14 protein-coding genes, 1 riboswitch and 1 other annotated feature are annotated in these 12,921 nt (G+C 33.5%); all 14 genes read left to right on the plus strand.

All coding sequences use genetic code 11. The annotated features are described in order from the left end of the window. A partial coding sequence (locus IDG60_RS09995; protein WP_241013359.1) for a DNA polymerase occupies positions 1–779 on the plus strand: 779 nt, incomplete at its 5' end. A gap of 15 nt (positions 780–794) precedes the next feature. Further along, complete coding sequence (gene mutM / locus IDG60_RS10000) at positions 795–1,667, plus strand: bifunctional DNA-formamidopyrimidine glycosylase/DNA-(apurinic or apyrimidinic site) lyase (protein WP_001114454.1); 873 nt, start codon at positions 795–797, stop codon at positions 1,665–1,667. Between the two features lie 15 nt (positions 1,668–1,682). Beyond that, on the plus strand, positions 1,683–2,306 hold the full coding sequence (coaE, locus tag IDG60_RS10005) for a dephospho-CoA kinase (RefSeq protein ID WP_001127167.1): 624 nt from the start codon (positions 1,683–1,685) through the stop codon (positions 2,304–2,306). 169 nt (positions 2,307–2,475) lie between these two features. Continuing rightward, the gene (gap, locus tag IDG60_RS10010) at positions 2,476–3,501 is read left to right on the plus strand and encodes a type I glyceraldehyde-3-phosphate dehydrogenase (RefSeq protein ID WP_000106141.1); all 1,026 of its coding nucleotides are present in this window, start codon (positions 2,476–2,478) and stop codon (positions 3,499–3,501) included. Positions 3,502–3,711: 210 nt separating this feature from the next. Then, complete coding sequence (gene nrdR, locus IDG60_RS10015) at positions 3,712–4,182, plus strand: transcriptional regulator NrdR (RefSeq protein WP_000650082.1); 471 nt, start codon at positions 3,712–3,714, stop codon at positions 4,180–4,182. Next, entirely contained in the window at positions 4,183–5,583 is a 1,401-nt protein-coding gene (locus IDG60_RS10020) for a replicative helicase loading/DNA remodeling protein DnaB (protein WP_000533479.1), read from the plus strand. It abuts the gene before it with no gap. Next, complete coding sequence (dnaI, locus tag IDG60_RS10025) at positions 5,583–6,503, plus strand: primosomal protein DnaI (RefSeq protein ID WP_000808621.1); 921 nt, start codon at positions 5,583–5,585, stop codon at positions 6,501–6,503. The genes IDG60_RS10020 and dnaI overlap by 1 nt, the downstream gene beginning before the upstream one ends. Before the next feature lie 92 nt (positions 6,504–6,595). Further along, complete coding sequence (locus IDG60_RS10030) at positions 6,596–6,718, plus strand: hypothetical protein (protein ID WP_001790562.1); 123 nt, start codon at positions 6,596–6,598, stop codon at positions 6,716–6,718. Between the two features lie 197 nt (positions 6,719–6,915). Further along, positions 6,916–8,853 carry a threonine--tRNA ligase gene (gene thrS, locus IDG60_RS10035; RefSeq protein ID WP_000435132.1) on the plus strand — a complete coding sequence of 646 codons (1,938 nt, stop codon included), beginning with the start codon at positions 6,916–6,918 and terminating at the stop codon, positions 8,851–8,853. Positions 8,854–8,958: 105 nt separating this feature from the next. After that, a riboswitch (Lysine riboswitch) is annotated at positions 8,959–9,134 on the plus strand. Between the two features lie 144 nt (positions 9,135–9,278). After that, a complete protein-coding gene (locus IDG60_RS10040) occupies positions 9,279–10,772 on the plus strand; it encodes an amino acid permease (RefSeq protein WP_000049145.1) in 1,494 nt (497 codons plus the stop codon). Positions 10,773–10,846: 74 nt separating this feature from the next. Beyond that, positions 10,847–10,972 (plus strand) — a sequence feature (ribosomal protein L20 leader region). 28 nt (positions 10,973–11,000) lie between these two features. After that, the gene (infC, locus tag IDG60_RS10045) at positions 11,001–11,528 is read left to right on the plus strand and encodes a translation initiation factor IF-3 (RefSeq protein WP_001791162.1); all 528 of its coding nucleotides are present in this window, start codon (positions 11,001–11,003) and stop codon (positions 11,526–11,528) included. A gap of 28 nt (positions 11,529–11,556) precedes the next feature. Beyond that, positions 11,557–11,757: a 50S ribosomal protein L35 gene (gene rpmI / locus IDG60_RS10050; RefSeq protein WP_001125540.1), complete on the plus strand. Its 201-nt coding sequence runs from the start codon at positions 11,557–11,559 to the stop codon at positions 11,755–11,757. A gap of 46 nt (positions 11,758–11,803) precedes the next feature. Beyond that, positions 11,804–12,160: a 50S ribosomal protein L20 gene (rplT, locus tag IDG60_RS10055; protein WP_001138360.1), complete on the plus strand. Its 357-nt coding sequence runs from the start codon at positions 11,804–11,806 to the stop codon at positions 12,158–12,160. A 141-nt stretch (positions 12,161–12,301) separates the two neighbouring features. Further along, entirely contained in the window at positions 12,302–12,910 is a 609-nt protein-coding gene (locus IDG60_RS10060; protein ID WP_000032657.1) for an NUDIX domain-containing protein, read from the plus strand. Positions 12,911–12,921: the final 11 nt, after the last annotated feature.

Raw genomic sequence — 12,921 nt, forward strand, 5'->3', positions numbered from 1 at the left:
GTGTAGATCCTAATTTACAAAATATTCCGGTTAGACTTGAAGAAGGGCGTAAAATAAGAAAAGCCTTTAAACCAACTTCAAAAGATAGCGTTATATTATCAGCAGATTATTCTCAAATTGAATTGCGTGTATTAGCACACATTACACAAGATGAGAGTATGAAAGAAGCATTTATCAACGGCGATGATATTCATACAGCAACTGCTATGAAAGTATTTGGTGTAGAGGCTGATCAAGTCGATAGTTTAATGCGTCGTCAAGCAAAAGCGGTTAACTTTGGAATTGTTTATGGGATAAGTGATTATGGTTTAAGTCAAAGTTTAGGTATTACTCGTAAAAAAGCAAAAGCATTCATTGATGATTATTTAGCTAGTTTCCCAGGTGTGAAACAATATATGTCTGATATTGTAAAAGATGCCAAAGCTTTAGGTTACGTGGAAACATTGCTACATCGTCGACGCTATATTCCTGATATTACGAGTCGTAACTTTAATTTACGCGGCTTTGCTGAACGTACTGCTATGAATACGCCAATACAAGGCAGTGCTGCAGATATCATTAAACTGGCAATGGTTAAATTTGCACAAAAAATGAAAGAGACAACATATCAAGCTAAACTATTATTACAAGTACACGATGAATTAATTTTTGAAGTACCTAAGTCAGAAGTAGATTCATTTAGTGAATTTGTAGAAGAGATAATGGAAAATGCATTGCAATTAGATGTTCCATTAAAAGTAGACTCAAGTTATGGTGCAACTTGGTATGATGCAAAATAAAGTGAGGTTAATGGTATGCCCGAATTACCAGAAGTAGAACATGTAAAAAGAGGAATTGAACCCTACGTTATAAATCAAAAAATTGAACACGTTATATTTTCGGATAAAGTAATCGAAGGTAAAGCTCAAGGCAAGGAAACAATTATAAAAGGAATTGAATTAGATACTTTTAAAACTTTATCGGAAGGCTATACCATTACAAATGTAGAACGAAGAAGTAAATATATCGTTTTTCAGCTAGATAATAAACGAGAACAACGTACATTAATTAGTCATTTAGGTATGGCGGGCGGTTTTTTCATTGTAGATGAACTTGAAGATATTATGATACCTAATTATCGTAAGCATTGGCATGTTATTTTTGAGTTGTCAAATGACAAAAAGTTAATTTATTCAGATATACGTCGTTTTGGAGAAATTAGAAATGTTGCGTCTGTAGCATCTTATCCTTCATTTTTAGAAATAGCGCCTGAACCTTTTACAAATGAAGCATTGACGTATTATTTAAATCGAATTCATCAACAGTCTAATAAGAATAAACCAATCAAACAAGTGATTTTGGATCATAAAGTAATCGCAGGTTGCGGAAATATTTACGCATGTGAAGCGTTGTTTCGTGCAGGTGTTTTACCAGATAAAAAAGTAAAAGACTTAACACACCAACAACAAGAAATGGTTTTTTATTATGTTAGAGAAGTACTAGAAGAAGGTATTAAGCATGGCGGTACAAGTATTTCAGATTATCGTCATGCTGATGGAAAAACTGGTGAGATGCAATTGCATCTTAATGTATATAAGCAGCCGGTATGCAAAGTGTGTGGAAGTCAAATTGAAACAAAAATCATCGCGACAAGAAATAGTCATTATTGTCCAGTATGTCAAAAATAAAGAAAGAGTGAAATTATGCCGAAAGTTATTGGTCTAACAGGTGGAATCGCCTCAGGAAAATCAACAGTATCAGAACTCTTATCCGTATTCGGTTTTAAAGTAGTAGATGCTGATAAAGCAGCCAGGGAAGCTGTTAAAAAGGGGAGTAAAGGTTTAGCTCAAGTACGAGAAGTCTTTGGTGATGAAGCAATTGATGAAAATGGTGAGATGAATCGTCGTTATATGGGTGATTTAGTGTTTAACCATCCAGAAAAACGCTTAGAATTAAATGCTATCATACATCCTATCGTGCGAGATATTATGGAAGAAGAAAAGCAAGAATATTTAAAACAAGGATATAATGTAATCATGGATATTCCATTATTATTTGAAAATGAATTGGAAAATACAGTAGACGAAGTGTGGGTTGTATACACTTCTGAAAGTATACAAATGGATCGTTTAATGCAACGTAATAATCTGTCATTAGAAGATGCGAAAGCACGTGTCTATAGCCAAATTTCTATTGATAAAAAAAGCCGAATGGCCGATCATGTTATCGATAATTTAGGGGATAAACTTGAATTAAAACAAAACCTTGAGAGATTGTTAGAAGAAGAAGGTTATATTGAAAAGCCGAATTACGGAGAAGAAGATTAATATTACACTATAAATAAGTCATTACTTTACGTACGCGTTGATGTATGTAAGTAATGACTATTTTTTATAAAAAAGATAAATAAATCAACGGAAAACGCTTTCAAAATTCATATAATATGCTATACTAATTCCATAAAGTATAACACATAAAAATCAAGGGGTGCTTTTAATGTCAACGAATATTGCAATTAATGGTATGGGTAGAATTGGAAGAATGGTATTACGTATTGCATTACAAAATAAAAATTTAAATGTAGTAGCGATAAATGCTAGTTATCCACCCGAAACAATTGCACATTTAATCAATTACGATACAACACATGGAAAATATAATCTAAAAGTTGAACCGATTGAAAATGGATTGCAAGTTGGTGATCATAAAATTAAATTGGTTGCTGATCGCAATCCTGAAAACTTGCCATGGAAAGAATTAGATATCGATATTGCTATAGATGCAACTGGTAAATTTAATCATGGTGATAAAGCCATCGCACATATTAAAGCAGGTGCCAAAAAAGTATTGTTAACTGGTCCTTCAAAAGGTGGACATGTTCAAATGGTAGTTAAAGGCGTAAATGATAACCAATTAGATATAGAAGCATTTGACATTTTTAGTAATGCTTCATGTACTACTAATTGCATTGGTCCAGTTGCAAAAGTTTTAAATAATCAGTTTGGAATAGTTAATGGTTTAATGACTACTGTTCACGCTATTACAAATGACCAAAAAAATATTGATAATCCACATAAAGATTTAAGACGTGCACGTTCATGTAATGAAAGCATTATTCCTACTTCTACTGGTGCGGCGAAAGCTTTAAAAGAAGTATTACCAGAATTAGAAGGTAAATTACACGGCATGGCATTACGTGTACCAACAAAGAATGTATCGCTCGTTGATTTAGTTGTTGATTTAGAAAAAGAAGTAACTGCAGAAGAAGTAAACCAAGCTTTTGAAAATGCAGGTTTAGAAGGTATCATAGAAGTCGAACATCAACCACTAGTGTCTGTTGATTTTAATACTAATCCAAATTCAGCTATTATTGATGCAAAATCAACAATGGTCATGTCAGGGAATAAAGTAAAAGTTATTGCTTGGTATGATAATGAATGGGGTTATTCAAATAGAGTTGTAGATGTTGCTGAGCAAATTGGAGCACTTTTGACATCAAAAGAAACTGTAAGTGCAAGTTAATACAATTAATTTATAGCCTAACTCTGACTTCGGAGTTAGGTTTTTTATTTTTTAATACAATAATATTGTCATGCAAATTACTTAATAAGTAACGATATAATGTTTTTTATTGTTTCATTATTTGGTTAAATGAATTAAATTGAGGGATTCTTTTTTCATCTCTAGATTTATAGTATAATTAGGCATAATCAAAATAAAGAGGGTGATGTAATGAAATGCCCGAAATGTAATTCTACACAATCTAAAGTTGTAGATTCAAGGCATGCCGATGAATTAAATGCCATTCGAAGACGAAGAGAATGTGAAAATTGTGGAACACGTTTCACTACATTTGAACATATCGAAGTTAGTCAGCTTATAGTTGTGAAAAAAGATGGCACAAGAGAGCAGTTTTCAAGAGAAAAAATACTTAATGGACTTGTGCGTTCTTGTGAGAAACGACCAGTTAGATATCAACAACTTGAAGACATAACAAACAAGGTTGAATGGCAATTACGAGATGAAGGTCATACGGAAGTGTCTTCACGAGATATAGGTGAACACGTTATGAACTTGTTAATGCATGTTGATCAAGTTTCATATGTTAGATTTGCATCAGTCTATAAAGAATTTAAAGATGTTGATCAATTGTTAGCATCGATGCAAGGGATTTTAAGCGAAAACAAACGGAGTGATGCTTAAATGGGACGACAAGCCTTCGAATTCGGCTTAAGACCAAAGGATCAATTCAAAGTTATGCAACACTTTGATTTAAATACGAATCATTTAGAGGTATTGAATCGACTGTATACACCGCTAATTGGAACGCAAGCAGTGGGTTTATATCATTTTATGACTCAATTCGTTAAAGACAGTCATAATGAAACATTGATTCTTTCTCATTATATTTTTATGAATGAACTTAAAATTAATTTACTAGAGTTTAGACAACAAATGGACTTACTTGAAGCGATTGGATTGTTAAAGGCGTTTGTCAAACATGATGAACAAGAAACACAATTTGTTTACCAATTAATTCAACCGCCTTCAGCACATTTATTTTTTAATGATCCAATGTTGTCAATCTTTTTATATAGTGAAGTCGAGCATCGTCGATTTCATGAGTTGAAGAAATACTTTGAGTATCAACAAATTGATTTGAGTGAATTTAAACAGGTAACAAGACAATTTACTGATGTTTTTAAAGTGCCGTCTACAAAAATAGATATCGATACAAGTGATATTCCGATTAATGAACCGTACCAAGGTATCGATTTATCAAATGAATCTTTTGACTTTGAAATGTTGAGACAAATGTTAGGTAAACATTTTATTAGTCAAGACATTGTTACCAAAGATGCAAAGCGTTTAATTACACAACTCGCGACTTTATATGGTTTAACAGCAGATGGCATGAAGCATGTTATTTTAAATTCAATTACAAGTGGACAACAGTTATCCTTTGAAGAAATGCGTAAACAAGCACGCTCGTATTATTTAATGGAACACGAAAATCAAATGCCTAAATTACAGGTGAAATCTCCTGCTACATCATCTTCGACGGGCAAATCTTCAGAAGTGAATCCAAAGCCACAAAGTGATGAATGGTTTGAGTTACTTGAACAAACGAGTCCAATTGATATGTTAGCTTCTTGGTCTGAATCAGAACCAACTATATCGCAAAAGACAATGGTTGAAGAATTAATTGAACGTGAAAAAATGTCTTTTGGCGTCATTAATATTTTGTTGCAATTTGTCATGTTAAAAGAAGATATGAAACTTCCTAAAGCGTATATTTTGGAAATAGCATCAAATTGGAAGAAAAAAGGTATTAAGACAGCTAAAGAAGCATATAATTACGCTAAAAAAGTTAATCAACCTAAAAATGAGGGTTCTAGCGGAAATTACCAAAAGCGTGGTTCATACTATGGGCAACGTAATCGTATTTCAAAAGAAAAAACACCTAAATGGTTAGAAAATAGAGATAAACCTAGTGAAGAAGATTCGGCTAAAGATAATAGCGTAGATGATCAACAATTAGAGCAAGATCGACAAGCATTTCTAGATAAATTATCTAAAAAATGGGAGGAGGACAGTCGATAATGAAGCAATTTAAAAGTATAATTAACACGTCGCAGGACTTTGAAAAAAGAATAGAAAAGATAAAAAAAGAAGTAATCAATGACCCAGATGTTAAGCAATTTTTGGAAGCGCATCGAGCTGAATTAACGAATGCTATGATTGATGAAGACTTAAATGTGTTACAAGAGTATAAAGATCAACAAAAACATTATGACGGTCATAAATTTGCTGATTGTCCAAATTTCGTAAAGGGGCATGTGCCTGAGTTATATGTTGATAATAACCGAATTAAAATACGCTATTTACAATGCCCATGTAAAATCAAGTACGACGAAGAACGCTTTGAAGCTGAGCTAATTACATCTCATCATATGCAACGAGATACTTTAAATGCCAAATTGAAAGATATTTATATGAATCATCGAGACCGTCTTGATGTAGCTATGGCAGCAGATGATATTTGTACAGCAATAACTAATGGGGAACAAGTGAAAGGCCTTTACCTTTATGGTCCATTTGGGACAGGTAAATCTTTTATTCTAGGTGCAATTGCGAATCAGCTCAAATCTAAGAAGGTACGTTCGACAATTATTTATTTACCGGAATTTATTAGAACATTAAAAGGTGGCTTTAAAGATGGTTCTTTTGAAAAGAAATTACATCGCGTAAGAGAAGCAAACATTTTAATGCTTGATGATATTGGGGCTGAAGAAGTGACTCCATGGGTGAGAGATGAGGTAATTGGACCTTTGCTACACTATCGAATGGTTCATGAATTACCAACATTCTTTAGTTCTAATTTTGACTATAGTGAATTGGAACATCATTTAGCGATGACTCGTGATGGTGAAGAGAAGACTAAAGCAGCACGTATTATTGAACGTGTCAAATCTTTGTCAACACCATACTTTTTATCAGGAGAAAATTTCAGAAACAATTGAATTTTAAAATGATTGGTGTATAATGAATACAAATCTAAATCGTTTAAATGATTGAAGACAAGATGATCTAATCAATATTACACAGAAAGCCATTGTTTGATGAGAATATGGTTAATAAATTAGATGATTACTACTTCATTTATGGTATTTGTAATGAATACCCGGATCAAGACCGTTATCTTAAGCAGAGATATTTAATACATAAATTGTATTAAATAACTAGGGTGGTACCACGACGATCTCGTCCCTTGTATAGGGGCGGGATTTTTTGTTTTTTTCAGACATAAATGTTTGTTGGTGTCATATATTCCCTGTTTATTGTTAATAGGTTTAATGTTAAAACGATGATTGTTGTTCAATTTTTTAACGAGGTCAGATAAAAGTATTTATAAAGCAAATAGGAGGGTTTAACATGGAACAAATTAATATTCAATTTCCAGATGGTAATAAAAAGGCGTTTGATAAAGGTACTACTACTGAAGATATAGCACAATCAATTAGTCCTGGATTACGTAAAAAAGCTGTTGCCGGCAAATTTAACGGGCAACTTGTAGATTTAACTAAACCGCTTGAAACTGATGGATCAATTGAAATTGTGACACCAGGTAGTGAAGAAGCGTTAGAGGTATTACGTCATTCTACTGCACATTTAATGGCACACGCGATTAAAAGGTTATATGGTAATGTTAAATTTGGTGTAGGTCCTGTAATAGAAGGTGGATTCTACTATGACTTCGACATTGACCAAAACATCTCATCTGATGACTTTGAACAAATTGAAAAAACAATGAAACAAATCGTTAACGAAAATATGAAAATCGAACGAAAAGTGGTTTCACGAGATGAAGCGAAAGAGTTATTCAGCAATGATGAATACAAATTAGAATTAATCGACGCGATTCCTGAAGATGAAAATGTAACATTATATAGTCAAGGTGATTTTACTGATTTATGTCGTGGAGTTCACGTTCCATCAACAGCTAAAATTAAAGAGTTTAAACTATTATCTACAGCAGGTGCATACTGGCGTGGAGATAGTAACAACAAAATGTTACAACGTATATACGGTACTGCTTTCTTTGATAAAAAAGAATTAAAAGCACATTTACAAATGTTAGAAGAGCGTAAAGAACGTGATCATCGTAAAATTGGTAAAGAGTTAGAATTATTCACAAATAGCCAATTAGTTGGTGCTGGTTTGCCATTATGGTTACCTAACGGTGCAACAATTAGACGTGAAATTGAACGTTACATTGTTGATAAAGAGGTGAGCATGGGTTATGACCACGTTTATACACCAGTACTTGCTAATGTTGATTTATACAAAACATCTGGTCACTGGGATCACTATCAAGAAGATATGTTCCCACCAATGCAGTTAGATGAAACTGAATCTATGGTATTACGTCCAATGAACTGTCCACATCATATGATGATTTATGCGAATAAACCACATTCATATCGTGAATTACCTATCCGTATCGCTGAGCTAGGAACGATGCATAGATATGAAGCAAGTGGTGCTGTATCAGGATTACAACGTGTTCGTGGTATGACTTTAAATGATTCACATATCTTTGTTCGACCTGATCAAATTAAAGAAGAATTCAAACGCGTTGTAAACATGATTATTGATGTGTATAAAGACTTTGGTTTCGAGGATTATAGCTTTAGATTAAGTTATAGAGACCCTGAAGATAAAGAAAAGTACTTTGATGATGATGACATGTGGAATAAAGCTGAAAATATGCTTAAAGAGGCAGCGGATGAGCTTGGCTTATCGTACGAAGAAGCGATTGGTGAAGCGGCATTCTATGGTCCGAAACTAGATGTTCAAGTTAAAACAGCGATGGGTAAAGAAGAGACATTATCAACAGCACAACTTGATTTCTTATTACCAGAACGTTTTGATTTAACTTATATTGGTCAAGATGGTGAACATCATCGTCCAGTTGTTATTCATCGTGGTGTTGTATCAACAATGGAACGATTTGTAGCATTTTTAACTGAAGAAACTAAAGGTGCATTCCCAACTTGGTTAGCGCCAAAACAAGTTCAAATCATTCCAGTTAACGTTGATTTACATTATGATTATGCGCGCCAATTGCAAGATGAATTGAAATCTCAAGGTGTTCGTGTAAGTATTGATGACCGTAATGAAAAAATGGGTTATAAAATCAGAGAAGCTCAAATGCAAAAAATACCTTATCAAATCGTAGTTGGGGATAAGGAAGTTGAAAATAATCAAGTGAATGTGCGTCAATATGGATCGCAAGACCAAGAAACAGTTGAAAAAGATGAATTTATCTGGAATCTAGTTGATGAAATTCGTTTGAAAAAACATAGATAGACAGTTGTCGCAATAAAATGCTTTAAAACTTTTATTGCGTATCAAGTTTTACAGGGTTGATTATGCGTGATGAATCCTGTATATTACAAGTTAGTTAAAATATTAAATTGAGTTAGAGGTTGCATGTTTAATTAGTAACTTGTCAGAAGTATTTATGGTACATAAGTTGAACAAGTGAAAGGTAAAGATGCCGAAATAGATATAAACCATAAATTATATCTATTGGGACAGTTTTCGAATAGGAACTGTACTGTCACAGAATGTGATGTGCTACCTTATATAGATAATTGCCAAAGTGGTTGCATATCTTAAAGGTATGTAGCCACTTTTTTACTTTTAATATCACTATGTTCTGTAAAAAAGGGTATGAAAGTGAATAAAGGTTATTTATTTCTTGGCCTCTAAAACATGGAAAGGGAGCTTATATGTCAAAAGTTCAAAATGAAAGTAACAATGTTGTCAAAAGGGGACTTAAAGATCGTCATATTTCTATGATTGCGATTGGGGGTTGTATTGGTACAGGTTTATTTGTAACTTCTGGTGGAGCAATTCATGATGCAGGTGCTTTGGGTGCATTAATAGGATACGCAATTATCGGAATAATGGTATTTTTCTTAATGACGTCACTTGGTGAAATGGCTACGTATTTACCAGTATCAGGTTCATTTAGTACATATGCTACAAGATTTGTTGATCCATCTTTAGGGTTTGCGCTTGGTTGGAACTATTGGTTTAACTGGGTAGTAACTGTAGCAGCAGATATTACGATTGCAGCACAAGTCATTCAATATTGGACACCATTGCAAGGCATACCCGCTTGGGCATGGAGTGCGTTGTTTTTAGTTATAATTTTTAGTCTGAATTCGTTATCAGTTCGCGTCTATGGTGAAAGTGAATACTGGTTGGCATTGATAAAAGTGATTACAGTTATTGTTTTCATTGCAATTGGTTTATTAACGATTGTAGGAATCATGGGTGGTCATGTTGTAGGATTTGAAATATTTAATAAAGGTGAAGGTCCTATTCTTGGTGGCAACTTAGGAGGAAGTTTGTTATCAATTCTAGGTGTATTCTTAATCGCTGGTTTCTCATTCCAAGGTACTGAGTTAATTGGTATTACGGCTGGTGAATCAGAAAATCCTGAACGTGCTGTGCCGAAAGCAATTAAACAAGTATTCTGGAGAATTTTATTATTTTACATTTTAGCCATTTTTGTTATCGGTATGTTAATTCCTTATGATAGTAGTGCATTAATGGGTGGTAGTGATAATGTAGCAACGTCTCCATTCACATTAGTGTTTAAAAATGCTGGATTTGCGTTTGCAGCATCATTTATGAATGCAGTCATTTTAACGTCTGTGTTATCAGCAGGTAACTCAGGTATGTATGCTTCAACCCGAATGCTATATTCAATGAGTAAAGATAAATTAGCGTTTGAAGCATTTGGTAAAACAAATAAAAACGGTGTGCCATATATGTCGTTACTCGTTACAGCAATCATTGTAGTGATTATTTTCGTATTACAAAGCCTTACAAAAGGTGCATACGAATATATCGTTGCAGCAAGTGGTTTAACTGGTTTTATTGCTTGGGTAGGTATAGCAGTAAGTCATTATCGATTTAGAAGAGCATTTGATAAACAAAATTATGACAAATCTAAATTAAAATATACTGCTAAATTATTCCCATTCGGACCATTATTTGCTGGCTTTTTATGTATTGTAGTAATTATTGGTCAAGATGTTGACTTTATTAAAACAGGAGATTTTAATTTTAGTCGCTTCTTAATTACGTATATGGGAATTCCAGTATTTTTAGCATTCTTTATTTATCATAAGCTTCGATATAAAACGAAAAAAATTCCATTAGAACAAGTAGATTTACGTCAAGACGTGTCAATGGATGAAATAAAAGGTTAAAATAAAAATAATTACAGTTATAGTGTTGACTTAAATGTGAATTGTTGATATGATTAACAACGTTGAATACGAAACGAACCAAGTAGAAGCACCCGCTTCTCACCTGTAGCGACGCATAAAGCAGTTGGCAGGTTAATCACATTACACATAACTGTGTATAAGGAAGAGCGGGTATTTTATACCTGCTCTTCCTTTTTGCTTGGTGCAAATTTCGTAAAAATTTTGGAGGTGTCAACCATAGCAAAAGATCAAACTCAAATCAATGACAAAATTCGTGCAAAAGAATTACGTTTAATCGGTCAAGATGGTGAACAAATTGGTGTTAAATCAAAGCGTGAAGCTTTAGAAATGGCTGAACGTGTAGATTTAGACTTAGTGGTCGTTGCACCGAATGCGAAACCACCAGTTGCAAGAATTATGGATTACGGTAAATTCAAATTCGAACAACAGAAAAAAGAAAAAGAAATGAAAAAGAAACAAAAAATTATCAATGTTAAAGAAATTCGTTTAAGTCCAACAATTGAGGAACATGATTTCCAAACTAAGTTGAAAAACGGACGTAAATTCTTAACTAAAGGCGATAAATGTAAAGTATCTATTCGTTTCAGAGGGCGTGCCATTACGCATAAGGAAATTGGTCAACGTGTGCTAGAAAAATATGCAGATGAATGCAAAGATATAGCAACAGTTGAACAAAAACCTAAAATGGACGGGCGTCAAATGTTTATCATGTTAGCGCCAACAGCTGAAAAATAATTAAAGCTATTACAGGAGGACTTATATTATGCCAAAAATGAAAACTCACCGCGGAGCAGCTAAACGTGTTAAAAGAACTGCTTCAGGTCAATTAAAACGTTCAAGAGCTTTCACATCTCACTTATTCGCAAACAAGAGCACTAAACAAAAACGTCAATTACGTAAAGCTAGATTAGTGTCTAAGAGCGATATGAAACGTGTAAAACAATTATTAGCATACAAAAAATAAGAACAAATACAGAAATCGGTAGGAATTACCTAAGGAGGAATTTTTTATGCCACGAGTTAAAGGTGGAACAGTAACAAGAGCGCGTCGTAAAAAAACGATTAAATTAGCTAAAGGTTACTTCGGTTCAAAACATACATTATACAAAGTAGCTAAGCAACAAGTAATGAAATCAGGTCAATATGCTTTCCGTGACCGTCGTCAACGTAAACGTGACTTCCGTAAATTATGGATTACACGTATCAACGCAGCAGCTCGTCAACATGAAATGAGCTACTCACGTTTAATGAACGGTTTGAAAAAAGCTGGTATCGACATTAACCGTAAAATGTTATCAGAAATCGCAATTTCTGACGAAAAAGCATTTGCTCAATTAGTAACTAAAGCTAAAGATGCTTTAAAATAATAACACTTATAAAAAAGAGATGGCATTGTCATCTCTTTTTTATTTTTTAAAAAGCAAAATGCCACATTTAATCGCTAAAATATGACATATTTGCTAAAATGCATTTAAGAGAACAAACATTAAAGTGAGGAGTTTTATACGATGTCTAAATTTGATGAACAAATCATTGTAGTACCTAGAGAAATTATTTTTAATAATGAAAAGAATACTTTCAATGGGTTTTTAAATAAGAATAAACCAGAAGGTCAAAATATTTTTGATGCGCTAAGTCAATATGAAGTTAAGCGACGCGGCGATATGGAAGAGGATCCATCATATAAACAACTCATTTCTTATTGTTTACTTGAAAATGAGCATGGCGAGATATTAGTGTATGAACGATTATCTGGCGGTGGAGAAGCTCGATTGCATGGACAATCTTCAATAGGTGTAGGCGGTCATATGAATGATGTTCCAGGAGCAGAATCTATTAACGAAGTATTGAGAGTTAATGCACAGAGAGAATTAGAAGAAGAAGTAGGTTTAAGTGAGCAAGATTCACAAAATATGGAATATATCGGTTTTATTAATGACGATAATAATGAAGTGGGCAAGGTACATATTGGTGTTGTATTTAAAATCACTGTAAGTACGAATGATGTAGAAGCTAAAGAAACAGATACTTTACGAATAAAATGGGTTGAAAAAGGCAACATAGAGTCATATGATGATTTCGAAACGTGGAGCGCATTAATCCTTCAAGATTTATAATCAAACGAGGT

Source organism: Staphylococcus sp. EG-SA-2 (genome assembly GCF_017152085.1).